Source organism: Azotosporobacter soli, assembly GCF_030542965.1.
Classification (GTDB): domain Bacteria; phylum Bacillota; class Negativicutes; order SG130; family SG130; genus Azotosporobacter; species Azotosporobacter soli.
Genome location: NZ_JAUAOA010000001.1, coordinates 385,599 through 408,234, shown reverse-complemented (window position 1 = coordinate 408,234; position 22,636 = coordinate 385,599). Strand labels below are relative to the sequence as shown.

Below are 22,636 nucleotides of genomic sequence, written 5' to 3'. Positions count from 1 at the left end.
AACAGGTCTTCGACGCCGAAGATACAAGAAAAGCAGAGGTAAGAGGGGGACAAAGGATGATTGCAATTTTCGATCGACGCGGCGTCGTGCGGGCGTGGCTCGACAAAGAATATGTGTATAACCTCGAAGGCTCTAAAGTACTGGGCTTTTTAGACAATGAAGGTGTTTTCAATGTACATGGCGAGCCGTTGGGCTTTTTTTCGACCGGCTTTTTCCGCGATAAAAGCGGCTTTGTCGTCGCGTTCATCGATTCGGCGCTTGGCGGGCCACGCCTGCCGGAACGCCAGCAGGAACCGTTTTCGCCGCTTGGCGTCGTGCCGCCGCTGACGCCGCTGCCGACGCGTCTTTCGGCAGTGCCGGGGCCGCGTGCGGACTGGTCGTCGCTTGATTGGCGCGATTTTATCCGGGATTAGGATAAAAAGAAACGATAACACGAAGAAGCGAAGTCGGGCGATTCTATCGGCCGACTTCGCTTCTTCGATTCTTCGTGTAAAAAATGCCCCGCTTGAGTTCGTTTTGTCGACAGTTTCAAAGGCCGTCTCTATCTGAGACGGCTCTTTTAAAATGCGCGTGCTACTGCCGTTTGCCGCGCGCCAGGGAAGCGAAAATTCCGCAGGTGCATAGCGCAGTGAAAATGAGAAATGCGTTATGGCTGCTTTGCAAAAGGAGCGCGCTCGTATTTTCGCTGCTGGAATGGAGCGAAAAGAGCAGCGTGACGATTGCCATGCTGACGGCTTGTCCGGTCAGACGCATCATCGCCAGCGTTGAGGCGGCGACGCCGTAGTGTTTTTTTTCGACGGAGCTCATGATGGCGTTGGTGTTTGGCGAAGAAAAGAGGGCGAAGCCAAGACCGACTAAGGTAAGATTCACAAGGATAAGCGCGAGCGGACTGTCGGCAAGCAGGAAGGTGAAGAAAAAGAGTCCCAAGGCGCTGAGCGCCATGCCCCAGGAAGCGATGAGCGCCGGTTGAAGGCGATCGGACAGGCGACCGGCCAGTGGCGAAAAAAGGGCCATGAAGAGCGGCAGCGCGAGCAGGATTAGACCGGATTGCGCCGAATCTAAATGGCGGATCAGTTGCAGATGCAGGGAAAGAAGAAAGCTGACGGCAAAGGTCGCACTGTAGTTGATCAGCGCCGCCAGGTTGGAAAATGCGAAGAGAGGATTATTGCAAAACAAACGGACGGGAAGCAACGGCGATGCTTGACGTGCTTCATAGTAGAGAAAAGCTGCGAGCAGAAAAAGGCCAAGCGCGAGCCAATACGCGGAATGGGCGAGCGTTGAAAAGGAAGAGAGGCTGTAGAGTGTCAGCGTGATGCCTGCGGTATAAGAAAATGCCCCCGGCCAGTCGAAATGTTCGCCGCTCGCTTCGCGCCACTCGCCCTGCAGGCGGCGCATGGCAAAGACGGCGGTAAGCGCTGCGAAAACGGCGCTGAAGAAGAAGAGACTGCGCCAGCCGAACTGATAATTTAAAAAGCCGCCCAATACAGGGCCGAGCGAGAGTCCGACATAGGTGGAACCGGTAGTCAGGCCGAGCGCGTAACCGCGCTTCGCCGCCGGGAAGACGGAGGTGAGGATGGCGATGCCGGTGCTGAAGAGCATCGCGCTGGCGATGCCCTGTGCGACGCGAAAGGCCAGCAGCATCGATAAACTGTCGGCTGTGCCGGAAAGAAGCGTGAAAAGGGAGAAAAAGATAATGCCGCTGAGATAAATCTTTTTGCGCCCGATGATGTCGGCCAAACGGCCGAACGGCATAAGGAAAGCGGCGGCGCCAAGAATATAGCTGGAGGCGATCCAGCTGAGCAAAATGGGATCGGCCGAAAATTCGCGCCCGATCGTCGGCAAAGCGAGATTGATGGAACTGGCCATGAAGGGCGCCAGAAAAGAAGTGGACATGACGATAAGCAATACAGAACGTTCTGACATGATGAAACCTCCGCTTAAAAAATGGATCGACAGTGTGAGCGAAAAGAAAGCGCCTGCTGCGGAAACACTTTGTGCTTTACTTCGGAGTGTACTATACTATACTTCGATATATATAGATAGAAAAAGATTGAGGTTGAAGATAAATGGAACATCCGAATGCCTTGGGCGAAGAGTCGGTGGGACGATTGCTCTGGAAGTTTTCCGTACCGGCGATTACCGGCATGGTCGTCAATGCCTTATATAATATCGTGGACAGTGTTTTCGTCGGGCGCGGCGTCGGCGAACTCGGCTTGGCAGCGGTCACGATCGCCTTTCCGCTGGTCATTGTCCTGATGGGCTTTGGCATGTTGGTCGGGGTCGGCGCCAGCGCGCGAATCTCGATTTGCCTTGGACAGAAGGATAAAGCGATGGCGGAGCTGATTTTAGGCAATGCGACGGGGCTGCTCTTTCTCCTGGCAGCGGGACTGACCGCCGCCTTACTTGTCTTTCTCGATCCCTTGCTGATGCTGCTTGGCGCAACGCCCGAACTGCTGCCGATGGCGAGAGAGTTCACGCGCGTGCTTTTGCTTGGCAGTATCTTCATGTACCTAAGCTTCGGCTTGAATAGCGTGATCCGAGCGCAGGGCCATCCGAAGACGGCGATGGCGACGATGCTGATCGCGGCGGGCTTAAATGTGGTTTTGAATCCGATTTTTATTTTTGGCTTGCACTTAGGCATCAGCGGCTCGGCGCTGGCTACCGTGATTGCGCAGGCGGTCGCGGCTTTCTGGGTGCTCTTGTTTTTGCGCAGTGAGAAAAGTTTCCTCAAACTGCACTGGAAGAATCTGAAGCCGAAGCGAAGCATCGTCGCAGAGATCGTTTCGATTGGCTCATCGCCGTTTCTGATGCAAATTGCCGCCAGCGTTGTCGGCGTACTCTTCAATCACAGTCTGATCCTCTATAGCGGCGAGCTCGGCGTGGCGGCGATGGGCATCATCAATCGCGTCGCGATGCTGTTGGTAATGCCGGTATTCGGCATCAGCCAAGGAGCGCAGCCGATCATTGGCTACAATTTCGGTGCGAATAATTTTCAACGCGTCAAAGAAACGCTCTATAAAGCCGGGGTGGCGGCCACGTTGATCTGCTGCGCGGCGTTCCTGATCGTTCAGATTTTCGACGAGTCGATCATCCGTTTGTTCAACGGCAATGAGGAACTGATCGCGATCGGTGCTTTCGGCATGCGGATCTATCTCTTCATGCTGCCGATCATCGGTTTCCAGGTTGTCTGCACCACCTATTTCCAGGCGGTCGGCAAAGCGCGGCAAGCGATTTTTCTCAGCCTGTCGCGGCAGTTCGTCTTCTTGCTGCCGCTCGTGCTGCTGCTGCCCCGTTTTTTCGGACTTACAGGAATCTGGCTGGCCGGTCCGGCGGCGGATCTGGTCTCCTCTTTGCTGACCGGCGCGCTCTTATGGCTTGAGTTTCGCCATTTGAACCGAATGTCGCTATGAAAAAGCCGTTCTAACATTTTTGTTAGGACGGCTTTGCTTTTGCATCAGCGCAGCGTTGTCTCGAAAAGCCGAACCATCGCCGGATCGAATTTTGTGCCCATTCCTGCAAAAATCGCGAATACGGCAGGGCGCGAAGGGCGATTGGCGAGGATGAGGCGGTCGTAGGCATCGGCCACCGCAAGAATGCGGGCGAACTCGGTCGTTTGCTGGCGGGAGAAATGCAGCGGAAAACCCTGACCGTCGAAGCGTTCGTGGTGCTGCAGGCAGGAAAGGGCGATGATCACATCCAGATCGGCGATGTCGTGCAGTTTACGGAACGTCTGGAGCGGATGCTCGGTGTCGCCTTCGCAATAATCATCCGTCATCCCGCTGTCATGCAGCAATGCGCAAAGGGCAAGACACTCAAGATTGGCGCGGTCATAACGTTTGTTCACGCCCATTGCGAGGCTGATGATCATCGTGCGCAGGCTGTGTTTGTATAGGATGCTGTGCGCGGCCAGCTGCGTCAGGATATCCTGCAAAAACGGCTTGGCCAGGACCGCGTAACTGATCTCCGCAATCTTGGCGGCGTAACGGTTAATCTTCAAGGGCTGCTGCGCGCGAATTTCCTCGGTCAGTTGCTGGATCACCGCCAGCGTTGCCGTGGCGAGGCTTGTTTCTTCACTGGCTGCGGGCGGCGGGCCTTCAGATGGATCGTCTTGGATCCAGACCCGTTCCGCGCCGAATTTGCGCAGGCGGCGGATATAGTTCGCGCTCAGGACGGCGCCGCGCGAAACCAGGATGATGCCGCGGTTATCGCATAGCGTCTGGTTGCAAACCATTCCTTCGCTCAATTCATCGATGGAAAGCAGCCTCATGGCGGATCGCCTCCCTGTTGCGCGGAAGCTTGCTTCAGCTTTGTCAGGGCCCGCAGCGCATCTTCCTTGGTGACCGGTTTGCCAAGTACGGCAACCGCGCCGTTTGCGATACAGTCGCGGCTGACGAAACGCTGATCGGCCAGCGAAGAAATGATCACGATCGGCAGCGCTGGCGCGACCAGCTGCAGGATCTTCAGCGTTGCCAGACCGTCGAGCAACGGCATCGTGATATCCATGAAAAGGATGTCGGGTTGAAAGCTGCGCTGCAACTCCAAAACCTCCACGCCGTTGGCGGCCTCCGCCAGTTCAAGCGAGGCGATTCCCTCGAAGAGGAGTTTCAGATTGCTGCGACAAAGACAGGAGTCATCCGCAATTAAAATACGCATGCAATACACCGCCTATTCTTTCGCAAGTGCCGCGCTTATTCCTCGTCCGCTGTCAGGTAATAATGACGCAGGGGTTTTAAGTCGGCGTCGAATTCATATACGAGCGGAACGCCGGTCGGGATTTCAAAGGACATGATGTCGGCCGGGGCGACCTGGTTCAAGTGTTTGACCAATGCGCGCAGGCTGTTGCCGTGGGCGGCGATGATGATGCGCTGGCCTTCTAAAATGGCCGGCGCGATTGTTTTTTGCCAGTAGTCGAGCACGCGGGCTTCGGTGTCTTTGAGCGATTCGCTCAGCGGTAAAGCTGCCGGCGAAAGCGCGCGATAGCGCGGATCGAGTCCGGGGGCGCGGCTGTCGTCAGGCGCTAAGGGCGGGGGCTGGATGTCGTAACTGCGCCGCCAGATCTTGACTTGTTCATCGCCGTATTTCGCGGCGGTTTCCGCTTTGTTCAGGCCCTGCAAGGCGCCGTAATGGCGCTCGTTCAGCTGCCAGGCCTTGTATTCGGGAATCCAGAGCTGATCGAGTTCGCCCAGCACGAGATGCAGTGTGTTGATGGCCCGTTTCAGCGTGGACGTGAAGGCCAGATCGAAGGCGTAGCCTTGTGCCTTGAGCAGGAGTCCGGCGCGCCGGGCCTCAGCCTCTCCTTCCGGCGACAGCTCGACGTCGGTCCAGCCGGTAAACAGGTTGCGTTTATTCCAGTCGCTTTGGCCGTGACGGATGAATACGGCCTTGTAAGTTGCGCTAGTCATCGTATCCCTCCTCGTTCTGTGGGTGCGTTACTTTTTATATTCGGCGGCAAATAGGCATACCCTGCCGAAGAAAACGGAAATTTATCCCAAAAGCTTTGCCGAAGTGCAGCAGGAAAAGAAAGGGCGCAGCGCGAATCAAGAAGCAAGCTAAATCGTTTGCGCAGCTTTTTGCGCGTGAAAAGAGGTGCATCTTGGATGGAAGAGCGCGATCTTAAACCGGTAGAAGCGTTGCTGCGCGTCGCACCGGCGGGAAAAGTCAAGGATATTTGGCCGCACCATGGCCCGTTCTATCGTCCCAAGAGCAAGGAAAAGCCTGCCGCGCGGCGTAAAGCCGAGGCTGAGCCGAAAAAACTCCTCAACAAGGCGCATCCGACGCCGGAACATGTCGGAGAAAAAATCGATTTCGATGTATAGAAGAGGGTGAAATGGTGGAGCAGGCAACGATCTGGCGTTTGTTAGAGTGGGGATATGCGAAGGCGGTTGACGGCATGCCGGGGATCGGATCGGCAGAAGAGTTGGCGGCTGAATATAGGAAAGCGCCTGGCAACTTGCACGAGCAGGCCGATGCCTTGATTCGCTGGCAGAATGCAAAGTGCGCCAGCGTGGGTTTTCTGACCGGTTTGGGCGGCGTACTGACGCTGCCGGTCGCAGTGCCGGCCAATCTGTCGAGTGTCCTTTATATGCAAATCCGAATGATCACCGCGATCGCCTGCCTGGGCGGGCATGACGTGCGCGACGACAAGGTCAAGACGCTGGTCTTTCTCTGCCTGTGCGGCAGTGCGGCGACCGAGCTGTTGAAAGAACTCAGCGTTAAGCTGGGACAGCATATCTCGCGCAGGATGCTGGCCAAACTGTCGACGCAGCTTTTAGAGCGGACACAGCAAAAAATCGGCGCCGTGCTGCTGCGCAAGTTCAGCGAAAAAGGCATTGCCGGTTTGGGGCGTGGCGTACCTCTTGTCGGCGCACTTGTCGGCGGCACGCTCGATGCGTTGGCGACCTATGCGATTGGCGAAGTGGCCAAAAGAGCTTTTCTTGGTAAAGAAATAGAAAAGTATTGACAATATGAGGTAATCCGACTATAATAAACCATGTGCTCGAGTAAAGACTGACTACTGACAAAGAATGATGAAAATCATATTTGAACTGTTTTTTAGAGAAGCCTGACACCAAGGGCTTCTTTTTTGTTTTCCGTACAAGAAGAGATCTCTTTTGCAAAAAGAAAGAGATGGTCTTGCAGAGAGCGCGATCCATTTAGACTCAACCAAGGTCCTTCGTGTGTAAAGGGTTCAAATTTGCGTCAAATCGGAGGGAGCCGAGTAAGGACTTCTTTCGTTTTTTATAAGCCGAGCCATGCTGGCGGCTGCGAGATGGGTGAAAATCAGAAACGGGGATGAACGGCAACGGAAGCCGGACGTCAAAGAAAAGAAAAAAGGAGGAAATCAATATGTTGATACATGCAGTATGCGGTCATGTGGTTCGCATGGACGGCAGCGGCAACGGAAAATGTTCCGGTTGCGGCCAGGAAGTGTGCGTGCGGACTTCGCGCAAATAAGCCGAAGCGGCGAAATGAAAAAGACAGGGCGTTTCAAGGATGCTTGAGATGCCCTGTCTTTCTATTCTTTTGCTTATTTGGCGACCTGCGTCGTCAGGAAAATCGGCAGCGTCATATGGCCGATCTGGTCTTGCAGTTCTTCGATGCCGTCGATGTGACGGTCTTCATCGCTCAAAATGTGCTCGAGAATTTCGCGCGTCGCGAAATCGTTGACGTCGCCAGCCAGACGAATGGCCGCATTGTAGGCGGCAATCGCGCCTTCTTCGGCAGCGTGGTCTTTTTCCAGCTGCTTCGTCACGTCGCTGCCGATGTGGATCGGATTCAGTTTGGAGACGACCGGCAGTCCTTCCAGGAAGAGGATGCGGGCGATGAGGATTTCCGCATGCTTCATTTCCTCGATGGCGCGCCGTTCGAAGGTGCTGTGAAGTTTTTCATAACCCCAGTTGGCGCACATTTCGGAATGAACGATATACTGGTTGATGGCGCTCAGTTCATCAGCCAGCAGGGCATTTAAGGCCTCAATCAGTTTAGGATTTCCTTTCATAATGCACAAGACCCCTTTCATCAAATAATCGCGATCTATTGAAATTGTTCAACATGAAAAAGACAACTCCTGCCGCGTATAATCCAAATATTGAAAATGATTGGTAAAATATAACGAAGGGAAGCATTGACAGAGTGAGGACGCTGTTAGTAAAATGTTAACAGAAGATATTAAAAATTCATACGAATGCGGAATGATGGTTGTGGGAGAGATCGCCAAGGCGGCGCCGGAGGAGTAAGACTTTGTTGAAACTCTCAGGCAAAAGCACTATGACCGGACCGGACTCTGGAGAGAACGCCGCTCGGCGTCACCGATGGGGAAGCCTCACTTGAGGTCACGCTCTCAGGTACAAGAGACAGAGACAAAGAAGACAGTGTTCTTCTTTGTCTCTTTTTTTATCTAAATATAAGGAGGGAATGCATAGTGACAACAGGAAAAAAAACGCCGCTTTATGACACGCACAACAAATACGGCGGCAAGATCGTCGAATTCGGCGGTTGGCAGCTTCCGGTCCAGTATGCGGGAATTATCGAGGAACACCATGCGGTGCGTCGTCAGGCCGGTTTGTTTGACGTTTCGCACATGGGCGAGGTGTCGGTCAAAGGTCCGCAGGCGCTCGCGTATTTGCAGCGTTTGGTGACGAACGACGTGAGCAAGTTGGCCGATCATCAGGTCCAATACACGCCGATGTGCTATCTGAATGGCGGAACAGTCGACGATCTCTTGATTTATCGTTATGCGCAGGATGATTATCTACTGGTGATCAATGCGGCGAATATTGACAAGGACTGGACCTGGATGCGCGAGAACAGCGTCGGCTTTGACGTCGCCTTGACCAATCTCTCGGATCAGACCGCCGAACTGGCGCTGCAAGGGCCGAACGCCGAAACGATCCTGCGTCTCTTGACCGACGCGCCGCTCGACAAGCTGGGTTACTATTGGTTCTATCCTAAAGTTATCGTGGCCGGTAAGGAAGTGATGCTTTCGCGCACCGGCTACACCGGCGAAGACGGCTTCGAGATCTACTGCCGTCCGGCCGATGCGGCGCCGCTCTGGGAAGCGCTGATGGCAGCCGGACGGGAACACGGCTTGCAGCCGACGGGGCTTGGCTGCCGCGATACGCTTCGCTTCGAGGCTGCACTGCCGCTTTATGGACATGAACTGTCGGCGGAAATCACGCCGCTCGAAGCGGGGCTGCCCCGTTTCGTCAATCTGGAAAAAGGCGATTTCAATGGACGCGCGGTACTGGCGCAGCAAAAAGCGGATGGTGTGAAGCGCAAGGTGGTCGGCTTCGTTTTAAATGAAAGAGGCATTGCCCGCGCCGAATATCCGGTCGTAAAAGACGGGCGCAGGATCGGCAGCGTCACGACCGGTTCCTACGCGCCGACGCTGGAAAAAAATATCGGTTTGGCGTTGGTCGAAGCCGAGCATGGCAAGATCGGCGAAAATTTTGCGGTGGAAATTCGCGGCAAGGCGGTCGCGGCAACGGTGATCGGCAAACCATTTTATAAAAGAGAGGGGAAATAACGATGAACATTTTGCAGGAATTGAAGTACTCCAAGGATCATGAGTGGGTAAAAATCGAAGGGAACCGGGCGACGGTCGGAATCACCGATTTTGCACAATCCCAGCTGGGTGACGTGGTGTTTGTGGAAGTCCCGTCCGTCAATGCCGCAGTGAAGAGCGGCGCCGGGTTTTCCGTCGTGGAATCGGTGAAAGCGGTGTCGGACATTTATGCGCCGCTCTCCGGCACAGTTGTCGAAGTGAATGAAGGTTTGACCGATGCGCCGGAGACGGTGAATAGCGATCCGTACGGTGAAGGCTGGATTGCCGTTATTGAAATCAGCGATGCGAGCGAAGTGGCCCAATTGATGGATGCCGATGCCTACGCAGCCTTTATCCAGGCGGGAGGCGAGTGACGATGAAGCGCAGTTACTTGCCGCATACCGACGATGATCGCAAGGCGATGCTGGAAGCAATCGGCGTAAAAAAGGCCGAAGAGCTGTTCGTCGACATTCCGGCGACGCTTCGCTTGCAGCGTCCGCTCGATCTGCCCGCGGCCCTTGCGGAACCGGATTTGGCTGAAGAACTAAAGGCGCTGGCGGGAAAGAACGCCAGTCTGAGCGACCATCTTTGTTTCTTGGGCGCAGGCGCATATGACCACTACATCCCGAGCGTAGTCGACCATGTCCTGGGACGCTCGGAGTTTTACACCGCATACACGCAGTATCAGCCGGAGATATCGCAGGGCTATCTACAGGCGCTGTGGGAATACCAGAGCATGATCTGCGAAATTACCGGCATGGACGTGGCCAACGCTTCGATGTATGACGGCGGAACCGCTGTCGCCGAAGCGGCGATGCTGGCCTGCGGCGCGACGAACCGTCGCGGCGTCGTCGCGCCGGCGACGCTGCATCCGCATTACCGGACGATTCTCGGCACCTACGGCATCGATCGCGACTATGCGATCGCAGACGCGCCGCAGGAAAACGGCGTTACGGATCTGGCGCAGCTTAAGGCGATGGTCAACGGCGATACCGCGGCGGTCATTCTGCAATATCCGAACTTTTTCGGTTGCATCGAAGATGTCAAAACGGCGGCGGAGATTGCGCATGCGCAAGGCGCGCTGCTGATTGTAGCTGCCGATCCGATTGCACTTGGACTTTTAGAAGCGCCCGGCAATCTGGGCGCGGATGTCGTCGTCGGCGAAGGACAGGCAATGGGAATTCCGCTCTCCTTTGGCGGACCTTATCTGGGCTTTTTTGCCGCGACGGAAAAATTGATTCGCAAGATGCCAGGGCGAATTGTCGGGCAAACGACGGACCATGAAGGAACCAGAGGATTTGTATTGACGCTGCAAGCCAGAGAGCAGCACATCCGGCGCGAAAAAGCGAATTCAAACATCTGTTCCAATGAGGCGCTTTGCGCCTTGGCGGCTACCGTTTATCTCGCGGCCGTCGGCAAGGAGGGCTTTTCGCAGGTTGCCAATCTGTCGCTGCAAAAAGCGCATTACGCATATGAGAGCCTGTTAAAACTGGATGGCGTCAGCGCTGTATTTGCCGCGCCATTCTTTAAAGAATTTGTGATCCGCTGTGCAAAACCGATTGCTGAAATTAATGAACGCTTGCTGGGCGATAAGATCATCGGCGGTCTTGATCTCGGGCGTTATGACGAGAAAATGCAAAACTGCATGCTGGTCTGCGTTACGGAAAAACGGAGCAAAGCGGAGATTGACCGTTTTGTCGAACGATTGGGGGCGATCCTGTGAGAAAGGCGAATGCGCTGATATTTGAAATAGGTAAAGCGGGACGGACCGCACTCGATCTGCCGCCTTGCGATGTGCCGGAGCAGCCGGTCGCAGCGTTGCTGCCGCAAGGGTTTCTGCGTCGCGATGCGGCCAAACTGCCGGAAGTCAGTCAGCCGGATCTGATGCGCCATTATACGGTGCTCTCGCAGCGTAATTTCGGCGTCGATTCCGGATTTTATCCACTCGGCTCCTGCACGATGAAGTATAATCCGAAAATCAATGAGGACATTGCCCGTTACAGCGGCTTTGCGGCGTTGCACCCTCTGCAGGCGGAAAAGAGCGTGCAGGGAGCGCTGGAAATCCTTTATCGCATGGAACGTTATCTGGCGGAAATCGTCGGCATGGATGCGGTTACGATGCAACCGGTGGCCGGTGCGCATGGCGAACTGACCGGCCTTAAGCTGATCCGCGCCTATCACCGCCAACGCGGCGATCTGAAACGGACCAAAGTCATCGTGCCCGATTCGGCGCACGGGACAAATCCGGCAACCGTGAGCGTGGCTGGGATGGAGACGGTCGAGATTAAGTCGCATCCGGACGGCTCGATCGATCTTGCGGCGCTGCGTGCCGCGGTCGGTGAAGATACGGCGGCGTTCATGCTGACGAATCCGAGTACGCTTGGCCTTTTCGAAAGCAATATCGAGGAAATCGCCGCGATCATCCATGCGGCGGGCGGCCTCCTCTATTATGACGGCGCGAATGCGAACGCGATCATGGGCCTGGTGCGGCCGGGCGACATGGGTTTCGACGTCGTGCATTTCAACCTGCACAAGACGTTCAGCACGCCGCACGGAGGCGGCGGACCCGGTTCTGGTCCGATTGGCGTCAAACGCAGTCTCGAACCGTTCTTACCGCAACCGGTTATCGTACATGACGGAAGTTCATATCGCTTCGAAACGAACCGTCCGGCTTCGATCGGCAAGGTGCATTCCTTCTGGGGGAATTTCTCGATTATTTTGCGCGCGTATGCTTATGTTCGTGCGATGGGGCCGGATGGTTTGCGGCAGGCCAGCGAGGACGCGGTGCTGAATGCCAATTATTGCATCAGCCGACTGAAAGACGATTACCATGCGCCGTTCAGCCGCTACTGCATGCACGAGTGCATCCTGACTTCGAAGAAGCAGCGCGAACAGGGCATCCATACGCTCGATATCGCAAAGCGTCTGCTCGACTACGGCTATCATCCGCCGACGATTTATTTTCCGCTGATCGTCGAAGAAGCGTTGATGATCGAGCCGACCGAGACGGAAAGCAAAGAAACGCTCGATGGCTTCATTGATGCGATGAAACGGATCGCAGCGGAAGCGATGAGCGATCCGGACGTCGTGAAACATGCGCCGCAGCATACCGTCGTGGGACGGCTCGATGAAGTCGGCGCTGCGCGCAAACCGAATGTAAGATGGAAAGAATAGGCGAAGTCGATGAAATATCCAGTCTTGGCTGGCAAGTGAGGCAAGCTAATTTTTCTCCGGTAATCACCTTTGCTACGCCAAAGCGGACCAAAACGATCAGCGTCACCGGCAGCGAATGCGCATTGAATTGCGCGCATTGCGGCGGCCATTATCTGCAGGCGATGCAGCCGCTGACCGAACTGCATGAACCGGCTGATCTGCAAGCCGATAGTTGCTTGATCAGCGGCGGCTGCAGCAAACAGGGCCGGGTGCCGATCGCGCAGCATGCAACGAAACTGACTGCTTTGAAGCAAGGACGACGCTACAATATTCATACGGGGCTTATCGATGAAAAAGAAATAGGCACGATTAGCAGGCTTGCCGATGCCGTTTCCTTTGATTTTGTCGGAGACGATCTGACGATTTGTGAGGTTTTGGGTTTGCAGCATCGGGTAGAAGATTACGTTCAATGCTACAGTCGTCTTAAAAACAGCGTGCGGGTGGTTCCGCATATTTGCATCGGTTTGCATGGCGGAGCGATTCGTGGTGAATACCGGGCGCTGCAATTGTTGCAAGAAATGGGCGTCGAGGCGTTGACGTTTATCGTTTTCCTGCCGACCAAAGGGACAAAATACGAAAAACACATGCCTCCGCCGCTTGAAGAGACGATACAATTGCTTGCCCGGGCGCGTCTTCAATTTCCCACGACGCCAATTCACCTCGGTTGCATGCGGCCGGGCGGGCGGTATCGCAGCGAACTTGATGAATGGGCGGTTCGTTTGGGCGTCAATACAATCGTCAACCCGGCGCCGGCAGCCAGAACGGCCGCACAGGAACTGGGACTCGAAATCCGCTGCAAGGAGGAATGCTGCGTATTATGAACAGTTGGAAACTGTCGGCGGGCACGGCCTGCTTGTTGGGGAAAAAAAGCGGCCGCAGCGATGCGCCGCCAAGTACAGCCTATATCATGCTTGGAGAACGCTGCCGAAACAACTGCTCTTTTTGCGCGCAGGCACGACAAAGTAAAGCAGCGGGACATCTGCTGTCGAGGGTGACGTGGCCGGAAGTCGAGGCGGCGGAAGCCGCGACTGCCGTCCAGCAGGCCTATGCGGCGGGGCGCTTGCGGCGCGCCTGTTTTCAGGTCGTCAATGAAGTGAATGGTCGCACGGCGACGCTGGCAGCATTGCAAGAATTGGCCGGCGACGGGATGCCGATCTGCGTGTCAGGCATTATGCAAAATGTTGCCGAGGCGGAAGAATTGCTGGCCGCTGGAGCAGAACGGATTTGCATCGCATTGGATGCTGCGACGCCGGAAGTTTACCTGTCGGCCAAAGGGGGAGAGTGGCAGGAAAAGTGGATGCTCTTAACGGCATGTGCGGCCCGCTTTCCAGGACGCATTACAACGCATCTTATCGTTGGCCTGGGTGAAAGCGAAGAGGATATCGTCAAGGTGCTTGGTGATTGCAGTGCGCTCGGCATAACCGTCGGCTTATTCGCGTTTACGCCGGTTCGCGGCACTGTCTGGTCGAATAGGTTACCGCCGGAACTTGGGCAATATCGACGTTGTCAGATCGCGCATCGCTTGCTGGCGCTGGGCGAATCTGTCGGGATGATAAAGTGTCGTGCGGGACGGATAGTGGAAGTGGAATTGACGGAAGAAGAACTGCGGCAACGTTTGTATGACGGTGTAGCCTTTCAGACCAGCGGCTGCCCGGACTGCAATCGACCGTTTTACAATGAACGTCCCGGCGGCGTGATGTACAATTATCCGCGGCCGTTGACGGAGCTTGAAATCAGCAATGCAATTAAAGAGAGCGGGATCAGCGGGAGGTAATTTGCTGATGAAATGGCGGATACTTTATAGCGGAATTGCCAGTGCCGCGGAAAACATGGCGATTGACGAAGCAATTTTGCAGGCGCACCGAGACAGGCTGGCGCCGCCGACCATCCGGTTTTATGGTTGGCAGCCGGCGGCCGTCAGCCTTGGTTATTTTCAGCGGGCGACATCCGAAATCGATCTGGAGCGCTGCCGTGCAGAGAAGGTTGATGTGGTGCGGCGGCTCACGGGCGGACGCGCGGTATTGCACGATCAGGAACTGACCTATAGCGTAATTGTGAACGAAGAACATCCGCTATTGCCGTCGACGATCACGGCCTCCTACTTGTTGTTCAGCTCCGCTTTGGTTGGCGGACTACGAAAGCTCGGCGTTAATGCGGCGATGACGACGCCACAGGCGGCATATGGCAAAGTGAAAAAAACGCACACATCATCCGCTTGCTTTGACGCGCCGTCGCATTATGAGCTGACCGCAGAAGGGCGGAAACTGGCAGGAAGTGCGCAGGTTCGCAAAGATGGCATTTTATTGCAGCATGGTTCGATTTTACTTTCGTTTTGCCCGGAACGCCTGGCTGCATTGTTGCGTCTGAGCGAAGAACAGCGAGACGGCATTGCCGAACTACTGGCGGCACGGGCGGTTGCTTTGGATGAATTACTTGGCCGTACGGTAGGTTGGCGGGAAGCAGCGGAGGCAGTCGAAGGCGGATTTAGGCGTGTGCTGCCGGTCGAAGTAGAAACGGGCAGTCTGTCGGAGCATGAACGCAAAACGAGCCGAAGTTTGGTGAACGAAAAATACGGCTGCGCGGCTTGGACGATGCTTCGCTGAAGACAAAGGAGGAATTGAGGATGTTTGACGTAGCGGTGATTGGCGGCGGGCCAGGCGGATATGTTGCCGCCATTCGAGCGGCGCAATTGGGCGGCAAGGTACTATTGGTAGAACGTGAACAACTAGGCGGCGTCTGTCTGAACTGGGGCTGCATTCCGACGAAGACGCTGCTAAAAAGCGCCGAAAAATGGCAGGAACTAAAGCATTGCAGCGAATACGGTCTGACGGCTGAAAATATCTCGTTTGATTTTGCCGCGATCCAGAACCGCAAAGAGCAGGTGGTCGGGCAAATGCGCTCCGGCATTGAACAGTTGCTAAAGAGCAATGGCGTCGAAGTGGTGCGGGGAACGGCGAAACTTACCGGCGCGCAAAGCCTCAGCGTCAAGGCGCAAGACGGTACGGTCGAAAGCTATGCGGCGAAAGCAATCATCTTGGCGACCGGGTCGAGGCCGGTCAAATTGCCGCTACCAGGCGGCGAGATACCGATGGTGATTGACAGTACGGCACTGTTGGATTTGGCTGAAGTGCCGCGCAGCCTTGCGGTTATCGGTGCGGGTGCGGTCGGCGTTGAATTTGCATGCTTGTTTCGTTCTTTGGGCGCTGAAGTGGTTCTGATTGAAATGCTGCCGAACATATTGGCCAATGTGGATGACGATCTGATCAAGCGGATGGGCGTTGTGCTGCGCAAAGCAGGCGTTAAAACGTTGACCGGCACGAAGGTTAAAGAAATTTGCGAGGAGGGCGGCCGGGCTGCGCTTAGCTTAGAAAGTGCGAAAGGAACATCGGAAGTAATTGCCGATATCGTACTGGTTGCTGTCGGACGTCGCCCGCTTCTTGAAAATCTCGGACTTGAGACGCTCGGCGTGGAATGTAGCCCCGGCGGCATTGTTGTAAATGAGCGCATGGCGACTAATATACCAACGCTTTATGCGATCGGCGACGTCACCGGTAAACAGATGCTGGCGCATGCGGCTTCCGCCGCGGCTCTTGTCGCGGCGGAGAATGCGCTGGGCGGCGACAAGACGATGGATTTCAGCGCCGTTCCGGCCTGCGTCTTTACGACGCCGGAAATTGCGAGCGTCGGTCTGACCGAGCAGGCGGCCAAAGAGCAGGGGCTTGCGATCAAGACAAGCCGCTTCAATTTTGCCGGCAACGGCAAGGCCGTCTCGATGGGCGAGACGGATGGCTTGGTTAAAATAGTAACCGATCCGGCTGGTAAAGTGCTGGGGATGCACATCATGGGCGCGCATGCCAGCGACCTGATCATGGAAGGCGCTCTGGCGATACGAAACGGACTCAGCGCCGCCGACGTCGCCGCAACGATCCATCCGCATCCGACGCTGTCGGAAACAGTGATGGAAGCGGCGCATGGCATCGACGGGCCGATCATTCATCAACTAAAGCTGACGCGCTAAAGAAGCGTAAAAAAAGATCGCCGCAATTTGCGGCGATCGGAGACTGACGACGAAACGAATCAAGAGGGACGTTTTTTACACGAAGAGTTGAAGAAGGGAAGATCGGAAGGATTTTTAAATTTTTCTTCCTTTCTTCCCAACGGGCCGATACGATCGGCCCGCTTCGCTTCTTCGTGTTTCCGTTCTCTTTCCGTTTTCGCTTCCTTCCTGTCAGCACATTTTGTTTTTAAATTGTCCACACTCTGAGATCACGCGATGGCGGCGATCTCTTTTTTTAGTGACAGCAACGGACTCAGGCGTGAATAAGAACGGCAACCAGCAAGGCCAGCGCCAGACTTCGATGCAGCAGAGTCGAATTGGGACGCTGCCGTATGCCGGAGATGAACATGCCGGACATCAGCGCCAAGGCGAGAAAACCGCTGAGCGTACGGAGATTGACGCGAAAGCCTTTGAGATAGGCGAAGTAAACATGCGCAACCAAAATCGCCGCAATCAGCAGCGCGGCTGGAACGTGCCAGGTACGCAGACGCCCGGTGAGTTTGAGGAGGAACGGGTAACGCAGATGAATGCGGCGGCGAAAGAGAATAAAGACCGGCAGCAGCAAGAGGGGAATGAAAAGCAGCGCCTCGGCCAGCGAGCCGGAAAGCTTCAGGTTCCCTTTTAAGCTGGCGGAACTTATGAAAAGAAAATAGACAATGGCAAACAGGCCAAGAGCCATGGCGCCGAACGATTGCTTGGTGGTAAAACGGTTCATTTGGATCATCCTTTCTTTTAGAGAGTTATTATTGATATAATAACATGAAAAAGGGCTGCTTGCGTCTACCAAAAGATTAGAATCGGATTAAAAATGACGCAGGGGTCTTTCGTTGTTATGCCGAACATGGTTTGATAGAGGAAAAACAGTGCGGATAGAAGGGACATTATGATGAAGAAAAACATCCTGATTGTCGAGGATGAAGTGAAAATTGCCCGCTTTTTGCAGATGGAACTGGAATACGAAGGATACCGGATCGAGACGGAAGGCAACGGCCGCCGGGCGCTCGAGCGAATCATACAGGAAGATTTCGATCTGGTCTTGCTCGATTTGATGCTGCCGGAAATGGACGGCATCGAGATTTGTCGCCGCGTGCGGCAAGTTTTGCAGATTCCGATCATCATGCTGACGGCGCGCGATGAGCTGAGTGATAAAGTGCAGGGCCTCGATATCGGCGCGGACGATTATCTGACGAAACCGTTTGCGATTCAAGAACTGTTGGCCAGAATCCGCGTTGCACTGCGCAAGACGGAGAGCGCTGAAAGGGGTGGGACGAATCAGCTGCGCATCAAGCAGCTGGTCTTGGATCCTGCCGCATATGAAGCGAGAGTCGGCGAGGAACAATTGGAGCTGACGAAAAAGGAGTATGACCTGCTGGAGTTTCTCGTGCGCAATCGCCAGGTTGTATTGGGGCGGGAACGGATTCTTCAGGAGGTGTGGGGCTACGACTATCTGGGCGATACCAATGTTGTCGATGTTTACGTGCGTTACCTGCGCAGCAAATTGGATGAGCGGTTCGGCGAAAAGTATATCCATACCGTCAGGGGGGTAGGATATGTGGTTAAAGAATAGCTGGCGCGATCTGCCGGTGGCGGTGAAACTGACCGCGCTGTATGCGCTCGTCCTGATCGGCATTCTGGCGATCAGCGCGTTTTTGACGCTGGGGGCGACGCGGCATTTTCTTGCCGAACAAGTAGCGCGCGACATGGACGTCAGTCGTGACCGTGTGCTGCAATACTTGGCGGAAGGGAACCCGCTCGATGAGGAACTGCTGCGCCGTAAACTTTTGCAGCCCGGAGTTTCGCTGCGTGTGCTGGATGAAAAGAAAGACGTCGTGCTGGAAAGCGATCCTTACCGCCCGCATGGCGAGAAACGGCTTTCGGCGAAAGACGTGGAAAAAACGCAGCGCGAAGCGACTAAACTGCATGGCAGGGAACATGAGGACGAGGAGCCGGGCGAAGTGCGTAGCGCCAAATGGCAAGGCCGCTATGAACTTCTGTTCAGCCATGCGGAAGCCAGTCAGGAAAAATTCTTTCGCATCCTGGGCAGCAGCCTGTTGGGCACCGCTGTCGTTGGCATGCTGATCGCGATCCTGGCGGGGCTATTTCTCAGCCGCCGGATCCTTAGGCCGTTGCGCGATATGACCGCGGCGGCGCAGGAAATCGAGGTGCATAACCTGGAACGCCGTATTCCGCAAAGCCGCAGCCGCGATGAACTGCATGCATTGGCGCTGACGTTCAACCGGATGCTGGACAGAATTCAGGCCGGTTTTGAAAAACAGCGTCGTTTCACCGGCGATGCGTCGCACGAGCTCCGGACGCCGGTCACCGTGATCAGCGGCTATGCGGCGATGCTCGACCGCTGGGGTAAGGAAGATCCCGCGGTCTTGGATGAAGGCTTGCAGGCGATCAAGGATGAAGCGGCGGCGATGCAAAAACTGATCGAGAAGCTACTTTTTCTTGCGCGGGCTGACCAGGGCGAGCAGCAGTTGAAAAAACAGCGGATCGATTTGGCGGACGTGCTGGCGGAGGTCGGCAAGGAAACGCAGCTGATTGCGCCGCAGCATCAGGTACGCTTTGTTGCGAAGCAAGCGGTCGTGGTGCTGGCGGACAGTTTATTGCTTAAGCAGATGCTGCGCATCTTCATGGAAAACAGCATCAAATATACGCCTGAGGGCGGCTGGATTTCTTTGGAGACGCACTGCGACGAAGATTGTGCGGTGATCACGGTGCGCGATAGCGGAATCGGCATTGCCGAACAGGAACAGGAAAAGGTCTTTGACCGCTTCTACCGCGTCGATAAATCGCGTGCGAAGGCGACCGGCGGGACCGGGCTCGGTCTCTCGATCGCACGCTGGATCGTCGCTGAACATGGCGGTTCGATTACGCTTTTGAGTGCGCCCGGCGAAGGGACGAGCGTTACGGTGCGCCTGCCGCTGGCGGATGCTGCGCAAGGAAAAGAAAGGGATGACTCATGAATTTTAGCGAACTCGGACTTTCGTCCGCTTTAGTGGAAAAGCTTACGGCGCAGGGTTTGACAGAACCGAGCGCGGTGCAGCGCGGCGTCATGGCGCCGCTTCGCGAAGGACAGGATTGCCTGATTCAGGCGCGAACCGGCAGCGGCAAGACGCTCGCCTTTCTTTTGCCGCTCCTTGAGGCGAGACCCGGCACGGTACTGATTGTCGCGCCGACGCGTGAACTGGCGCTGCAGATCAGCGGCGTGTTGGAAACGTTTGTCGCCGAAGCGGACACGGCGCTCTTGTGCGGCGGTCGTGATTGGGCCGCGCAGCGTGATCGGCTCGAGCAGGGTGCAACCTGGCTGATCGGGACGCCGGGACGATTGCTGGCGCATTTGCGCCAGGGCAATATCGCCGCCGAACGCTGCCAATGCCTGGTGCTGGACGAAGCGGATCAATTGCTGGAAATCGGTTTTCGTGAAGAAGTCGGCGAGATCGTACGCATTCTGTCGGCGCGGCGGCAGACCGTCTTAGTGTCGGCGACTTTGCCGCCTGCGGTTCTTGAGCTTGCGGACGTGGGGCTGAATAATCCTTTTTGTTGGCGTGAAAACGAATCGGCGCAGGCAGACGCCTCGATCGAAGAGAGCTTTATCGCGCTCGGCAAACAGGACAAGGCCAATGTCCTGTGCCGTCTCATCAATCAGCACTGCATCGGGCAGGGCATCGTCTTTTGCCGCACGCATTGGCGCGCGGAGCGACTGCAGCAACTTTTGCAGCAGCGCGGTTATCCGACGGCGCTGCTGCATGGCAAACTGACGCAAACGCAGCGCGAAGCGGCGATGGAGGATTTCCGCTCCGGCATGGTGCAGCTGCTGGTGGCGACCGAGGTGGCTTCGCGCGGTCTGGATCTTGAAAATGTCAGCCACGTCTTTAACTACGATATTCCGCGCGAAGTGGACGCGTATATTCATCGCATCGGACGTACCGGACGTGCGGGGCGAAGCGGCGTCGCCTATACGCTGGTCGGCGCTGGCGACGAACTCTATGCGAAAAAACTGCGCCAGGCATTAAAACAATAAAAAAGCGGCCGTGAAACAGGCGTTCCCGTCTGTCTCACGGCCGCTTTTTATTGCTGAACCTGATTGCGTCCGCCGGATTTGGCGAGATAAAGCGCGTCGTCGGCCGCTTTGAAGAGGACGTCCGGCTGATAGGAGCCGCAGCTTAGCGCGCTCGCGATGCCGAGGCTGATCGTAATCTGGCCGTTCGGGCTTAGCGGATGGGCGAGGGTGAGATTTTCCAGCGATCGGCGGAAGCATTCGGCGACTTTCGCGGCCTCGGCAACGCCGGCGTTATAGAGAACGATCGCAAACTCTTCGCCGCCATAGCGCGCCGCCCAGTAGGGCGTTTCCTTCAAACAGCGGCGCAGGAGCGAGGCCACCTGACGCAGGCAGCGGTCGCCGGCCAGATGTCCAAGTTGGTCATTGTACTGTTTGAAAAAATCGATATCGGCCAGAATCAACGCGATGTCGAGCCCGTTCTCCTTCGCCCGGGCGCAATCTTCAGGATAGGACTGATCGAACTGGCGGCGATTGCTCAGTTTCGTCAACGAATCGGTCGCGGCCAGATGGTTCAGGCGGCTGTTCGCCTCCTGCAGCGCCTGCGTGACGATGAGCAGTTCCGCTTCTTTGGCGCGTCGCAGTTTGACCTGGCGGCGGAAATAGTAGATGCTGCCTAAGGCGGTCAGCGACAGCGCGGATAAAGCGAAGACGATGAAATGCTGCTGCTGGAGTTTACTCTGGTTCAATTCGGCATCCCGGCGCAAAAGCGTGATCTCCGCCTGTTGGTAGCGGGAGCGGTGCTCGGCATCGAGGATGAGGATCTTTTCGCGGTTATAAACGGAAGAAAGCGCATCCTGCAACGCGACAAAACGTTTGAAGTAGCTAAGCGCGCTCGAAAGATCGCCCTCTTCTTCAGAGAGCAGAGCAAGCTGCTTCATGATATCGCGGATCAGTTCCTGCTGATTCTGGCTTGTCGCCAGTTCGAGCGCTTCATTGTAGAGCTGCTCAGCGTTCGGATAATCTTTTAGCGCCTGATAGGTAAGCGCGGTTTCAAACGCCGCTTGGCTGAGACGGGGCTGATAGCGGACGGAGCGGTAGGCGTCAAGGGCCTTCGTGCAGTGCGAAAGAGAAAGGTCGAGACGCCCAAGCAGACGGTACGCCTCGCCGAGGTTTTGCTGCGCATAACCTTCGCCTTCCGGATACGTCGTTTGCTCCGATAAAAGCAGCGCTTCCTGGTAAAGGCGGATCGCCTGCTCCAGATCGCCCTTGCCCTTATAGGCAAGGCCCATATTGCTCAGGGTCAGAATGCGGCCGTTGATTTCGGCGGTGGTATTCTTGAGTGCGAGCGACTCTTGATAATATTCGATTGCCCGGTCGAAATTGCCGATCTTGTCCTGGATGCGACCCAAATTATTCGTCGTGCGGGCGATGCCGAGCGTATCGTCGGACTGCTTGCGGATTTCAAGCGCTTGCAGGAAATAGCGCTGCGACTGTTCGTACATGCCGATATCGAAACAGTAAATGCCGAAGGTGTTGAGAAGATCGCCCTCTTCGGCCCTGTGTCCGTTCAGGCGCGCCGCAGAAAGGCCGTCCTGCAGGAACAAAGCCGCATCCGCGGGTTTGCCCATGCGGTGATAAGCCATGCCGGCATAACGCAGCGCGATGGCTTCCGTTTTGCTGTCTTCATTTTCCTGCGCCTGTTCGATGAGCGGCAAGAGCAGTTCCAGCGCGTAGGCAGGGTTGCTGTCGATATGCTGCGCGGCCTGCGACAGTTCGGGCGGCGACGCAGCGGCGCAAAAGGAAACGGCCAGCAGCTGGAGTAGGATTACGATGATGCGTAGCTGATGCAAAAGATGCCTCCTAGGAAAAATAGAGAATATAAGGAAGTGATTCTGCAAAAGAAAGACAGTTCCTTTGTCGAAAGTGAAGGAAAACGGGAATAAAAAATTAAATAATCCTGCTGGAAACAAAGCGAAAGTTAAAAAAAGAATTGACATGCAGGGCGGATGGTTGTTATTATTATAAAAACAAATATGTAAAGACGATGAGCGAAACAGTACGAATGACGCAAATGGTTTACAGAGAGCCGGGAAAAGGTGGGAGCCTGGCAGCCGAGTCAAACGGAACATCCTTCGTGAGTTGCAGGCTGAAACTAAGTAAGCCTTGACGGCGGCCATTGGCCGAGGCATCCGTTATCGTGCCGGGGTATCGAAGCAGTTTTCTGTTTCCGTACTTGGCGAGCGGCCGTGTTTTTCACGGCAATCAGGGTGGTAACGCGGATTTGATTCCGTCCCTTCAGGGATGGAGTCTTTTT

At 55.5% G+C, this 22,636-nt stretch carries 22 protein-coding genes, 1 riboswitch and 1 other annotated feature; of the genes, 15 read left to right on the top strand and 7 right to left on the bottom strand.

The features are described 5' to 3' along the window. Positions 1-56 precede the first annotated feature (56 nt). Positions 57-413 carry a 4-fold beta flower protein gene (locus QTL79_RS01840; RefSeq protein ID WP_346353225.1) on the top strand — a complete coding sequence of 119 codons (357 nt, stop codon included), beginning with the start codon at positions 57-59 and terminating at the stop codon, positions 411-413. A gap of 160 nt (positions 414-573) precedes the next feature. Here QTL79_RS01840 and QTL79_RS01835 read toward each other — a convergent pair whose 3' ends face one another. Continuing rightward, on the bottom strand, positions 574-1,923 hold the full coding sequence (locus tag QTL79_RS01835; protein ID WP_346353224.1) for an MFS transporter: 1,350 nt from the start codon (positions 1,921-1,923) through the stop codon (positions 574-576). 143 nt (positions 1,924-2,066) lie between these two features. Between QTL79_RS01835 and QTL79_RS01830 the strand changes: the two genes are divergently transcribed. Further along, positions 2,067-3,410 carry an MATE family efflux transporter gene (locus tag QTL79_RS01830; RefSeq protein WP_346353223.1) on the top strand — a complete coding sequence of 448 codons (1,344 nt, stop codon included), beginning with the start codon at positions 2,067-2,069 and terminating at the stop codon, positions 3,408-3,410. 44 nt (positions 3,411-3,454) lie between these two features. Here the strand turns inward: QTL79_RS01830 and QTL79_RS01825 are convergent, their stop codons facing one another. The 3 genes from QTL79_RS01825 to gpmA are packed head-to-tail and all read right to left on the bottom strand — an operon-like array spanning position 3,455 to position 5,402. Beyond that, on the bottom strand, positions 3,455-4,267 hold the full coding sequence (locus tag QTL79_RS01825; RefSeq protein ID WP_346353222.1) for an HD-GYP domain-containing protein: 813 nt from the start codon (positions 4,265-4,267) through the stop codon (positions 3,455-3,457). Continuing rightward, on the bottom strand, positions 4,264-4,653 hold the full coding sequence (locus QTL79_RS01820; RefSeq protein WP_346353221.1) for a response regulator transcription factor: 390 nt from the start codon (positions 4,651-4,653) through the stop codon (positions 4,264-4,266). The genes QTL79_RS01825 and QTL79_RS01820 overlap by 4 nt, the downstream gene beginning before the upstream one ends. A 35-nt stretch (positions 4,654-4,688) precedes the next feature. Further along, complete coding sequence (gene gpmA / locus QTL79_RS01815) at positions 4,689-5,402, bottom strand: 2,3-diphosphoglycerate-dependent phosphoglycerate mutase (protein WP_346353220.1); 714 nt, start codon at positions 5,400-5,402, stop codon at positions 4,689-4,691. Positions 5,403-5,597: 195 nt separating this feature from the next. Here gpmA and QTL79_RS01810 point away from each other — a divergent pair, with 195 nt between their 5' ends. Continuing rightward, positions 5,598-5,816 carry a hypothetical protein gene (locus QTL79_RS01810; RefSeq protein WP_346353219.1) on the top strand — a complete coding sequence of 73 codons (219 nt, stop codon included), beginning with the start codon at positions 5,598-5,600 and terminating at the stop codon, positions 5,814-5,816. Between the two features lie 11 nt (positions 5,817-5,827). Further along, complete coding sequence (locus QTL79_RS01805) at positions 5,828-6,460, top strand: EcsC family protein (RefSeq protein WP_346353218.1); 633 nt, start codon at positions 5,828-5,830, stop codon at positions 6,458-6,460. A 567-nt stretch (positions 6,461-7,027) separates the two neighbouring features. On the opposite strand, the gene bfr is transcribed toward QTL79_RS01805, so the two are convergent. After that, a complete protein-coding gene (bfr, locus tag QTL79_RS01800) occupies positions 7,028-7,498 on the bottom strand; it encodes a bacterioferritin (RefSeq protein ID WP_346353217.1) in 471 nt (156 codons plus the stop codon). A 193-nt stretch (positions 7,499-7,691) separates the two neighbouring features. Next, positions 7,692-7,778, top strand: a riboswitch (glycine riboswitch). A gap of 143 nt (positions 7,779-7,921) precedes the next feature. On the opposite strand from bfr, the gene gcvT reads away from it, so the two are divergent. The 8 genes from gcvT to lpdA are packed head-to-tail and all read left to right on the top strand — an operon-like array spanning position 7,922 to position 16,274. Continuing rightward, positions 7,922-9,025 carry a glycine cleavage system aminomethyltransferase GcvT gene (gene gcvT, locus QTL79_RS01795; RefSeq protein ID WP_346353216.1) on the top strand — a complete coding sequence of 368 codons (1,104 nt, stop codon included), beginning with the start codon at positions 7,922-7,924 and terminating at the stop codon, positions 9,023-9,025. Positions 9,026-9,027: 2 nt separating this feature from the next. Continuing rightward, positions 9,028-9,417, top strand: coding sequence for a glycine cleavage system protein GcvH (gene gcvH / locus QTL79_RS01790; RefSeq protein ID WP_346353215.1), 390 nt, complete (start codon positions 9,028-9,030; stop codon positions 9,415-9,417). A gap of 2 nt (positions 9,418-9,419) precedes the next feature. After that, positions 9,420-10,766: an aminomethyl-transferring glycine dehydrogenase subunit GcvPA gene (gene gcvPA / locus QTL79_RS01785; RefSeq protein WP_346353214.1), complete on the top strand. Its 1,347-nt coding sequence runs from the start codon at positions 9,420-9,422 to the stop codon at positions 10,764-10,766. Then, the gene (gene gcvPB, locus QTL79_RS01780; protein ID WP_346353213.1) at positions 10,763-12,217 is read left to right on the top strand and encodes an aminomethyl-transferring glycine dehydrogenase subunit GcvPB; all 1,455 of its coding nucleotides are present in this window, start codon (positions 10,763-10,765) and stop codon (positions 12,215-12,217) included. The genes gcvPA and gcvPB overlap by 4 nt, the downstream gene beginning before the upstream one ends. Further along, positions 12,205-13,077: a LipS1 family lipoyl synthase gene (gene lipS1, locus QTL79_RS01775; protein ID WP_346353212.1), complete on the top strand. Its 873-nt coding sequence runs from the start codon at positions 12,205-12,207 to the stop codon at positions 13,075-13,077. The genes gcvPB and lipS1 overlap by 13 nt, the downstream gene beginning before the upstream one ends. After that, on the top strand, positions 13,074-14,030 hold the full coding sequence (gene lipS2 / locus QTL79_RS01770; protein WP_346353211.1) for a LipS2 family lipoyl synthase: 957 nt from the start codon (positions 13,074-13,076) through the stop codon (positions 14,028-14,030). The genes lipS1 and lipS2 overlap by 4 nt, the downstream gene beginning before the upstream one ends. Before the next feature lie 7 nt (positions 14,031-14,037). Then, positions 14,038-14,859 carry a lipoate--protein ligase family protein gene (locus QTL79_RS01765; RefSeq protein WP_346353210.1) on the top strand — a complete coding sequence of 274 codons (822 nt, stop codon included), beginning with the start codon at positions 14,038-14,040 and terminating at the stop codon, positions 14,857-14,859. Positions 14,860-14,879: 20 nt separating this feature from the next. After that, positions 14,880-16,274: a dihydrolipoyl dehydrogenase gene (gene lpdA / locus QTL79_RS01760; protein ID WP_346353209.1), complete on the top strand. Its 1,395-nt coding sequence runs from the start codon at positions 14,880-14,882 to the stop codon at positions 16,272-16,274. A gap of 292 nt (positions 16,275-16,566) precedes the next feature. On the opposite strand, the gene QTL79_RS01755 is transcribed toward lpdA, so the two are convergent. Next, positions 16,567-17,028: a hypothetical protein gene (locus QTL79_RS01755; RefSeq protein WP_346353208.1), complete on the bottom strand. Its 462-nt coding sequence runs from the start codon at positions 17,026-17,028 to the stop codon at positions 16,567-16,569. Positions 17,029-17,196: 168 nt separating this feature from the next. Between QTL79_RS01755 and QTL79_RS01750 the strand changes: the two genes are divergently transcribed. Genes QTL79_RS01750 through QTL79_RS01740 form a run of 3 tightly spaced genes read left to right on the top strand, consistent with a single transcriptional unit; the run spans position 17,197 to position 20,343 of the window. Continuing rightward, positions 17,197-17,880: a response regulator transcription factor gene (locus QTL79_RS01750; RefSeq protein WP_346353207.1), complete on the top strand. Its 684-nt coding sequence runs from the start codon at positions 17,197-17,199 to the stop codon at positions 17,878-17,880. Then, complete coding sequence (locus QTL79_RS01745; protein ID WP_346353206.1) at positions 17,864-19,285, top strand: sensor histidine kinase; 1,422 nt, start codon at positions 17,864-17,866, stop codon at positions 19,283-19,285. The genes QTL79_RS01750 and QTL79_RS01745 overlap by 17 nt, the downstream gene beginning before the upstream one ends. Then, positions 19,282-20,343, top strand: coding sequence for a DEAD/DEAH box helicase (locus QTL79_RS01740; protein ID WP_346353205.1), 1,062 nt, complete (start codon positions 19,282-19,284; stop codon positions 20,341-20,343). Before QTL79_RS01745 ends, QTL79_RS01740 begins: the two co-directional genes overlap by 4 nt. 47 nt (positions 20,344-20,390) lie before the next feature. Here the strand turns inward: QTL79_RS01740 and QTL79_RS01735 are convergent, their stop codons facing one another. Next, entirely contained in the window at positions 20,391-22,172 is a 1,782-nt protein-coding gene (locus QTL79_RS01735) for a tetratricopeptide repeat-containing diguanylate cyclase (RefSeq protein ID WP_346353204.1), read from the bottom strand. Between the two features lie 185 nt (positions 22,173-22,357). Next, positions 22,358-22,620 (top strand) — a binding site (T-box leader). Positions 22,621-22,636: the final 16 nt, after the last annotated feature.

Coding starts and splice junctions, on each gene's coding strand:
- gcvH (WP_346353215.1), top strand. CDS start 9,028: ATGAACATTTTGCAGGAATTGAAGTACTCCAAGGATCATGAGTGGGTA.
- QTL79_RS01805 (WP_346353218.1), top strand. CDS start 5,828: ATGGTGGAGCAGGCAACGATCTGGCGTTTGTTAGAGTGGGGATATGCG.
- QTL79_RS01740 (WP_346353205.1), top strand. CDS start 19,282: ATGAATTTTAGCGAACTCGGACTTTCGTCCGCTTTAGTGGAAAAGCTT.
- QTL79_RS01825 (WP_346353222.1), bottom strand. CDS start 4,267: ATGAGGCTGCTTTCCATCGATGAATTGAGCGAAGGAATGGTTTGCAAC.
- gpmA (WP_346353220.1), bottom strand. CDS start 5,402: ATGACTAGCGCAACTTACAAGGCCGTATTCATCCGTCACGGCCAAAGC.
- QTL79_RS01840 (WP_346353225.1), top strand. CDS start 57: ATGATTGCAATTTTCGATCGACGCGGCGTCGTGCGGGCGTGGCTCGAC.
- QTL79_RS01820 (WP_346353221.1), bottom strand. CDS start 4,653: ATGCGTATTTTAATTGCGGATGACTCCTGTCTTTGTCGCAGCAATCTG.
- QTL79_RS01755 (WP_346353208.1), bottom strand. CDS start 17,028: ATGAACCGTTTTACCACCAAGCAATCGTTCGGCGCCATGGCTCTTGGC.
- lipS2 (WP_346353211.1), top strand. CDS start 13,074: ATGAACAGTTGGAAACTGTCGGCGGGCACGGCCTGCTTGTTGGGGAAA.
- QTL79_RS01765 (WP_346353210.1), top strand. CDS start 14,038: ATGAAATGGCGGATACTTTATAGCGGAATTGCCAGTGCCGCGGAAAAC.
- lpdA (WP_346353209.1), top strand. CDS start 14,880: ATGTTTGACGTAGCGGTGATTGGCGGCGGGCCAGGCGGATATGTTGCC.
- QTL79_RS01830 (WP_346353223.1), top strand. CDS start 2,067: ATGGAACATCCGAATGCCTTGGGCGAAGAGTCGGTGGGACGATTGCTC.
- QTL79_RS01750 (WP_346353207.1), top strand. CDS start 17,197: ATGATGAAGAAAAACATCCTGATTGTCGAGGATGAAGTGAAAATTGCC.
- bfr (WP_346353217.1), bottom strand. CDS start 7,498: ATGAAAGGAAATCCTAAACTGATTGAGGCCTTAAATGCCCTGCTGGCT.
- gcvPA (WP_346353214.1), top strand. CDS start 9,420: ATGAAGCGCAGTTACTTGCCGCATACCGACGATGATCGCAAGGCGATG.
- QTL79_RS01835 (WP_346353224.1), bottom strand. CDS start 1,923: ATGTCAGAACGTTCTGTATTGCTTATCGTCATGTCCACTTCTTTTCTG.
- QTL79_RS01810 (WP_346353219.1), top strand. CDS start 5,598: ATGGAAGAGCGCGATCTTAAACCGGTAGAAGCGTTGCTGCGCGTCGCA.
- QTL79_RS01745 (WP_346353206.1), top strand. CDS start 17,864: ATGTGGTTAAAGAATAGCTGGCGCGATCTGCCGGTGGCGGTGAAACTG.
- lipS1 (WP_346353212.1), top strand. CDS start 12,205: ATGGAAAGAATAGGCGAAGTCGATGAAATATCCAGTCTTGGCTGGCAA.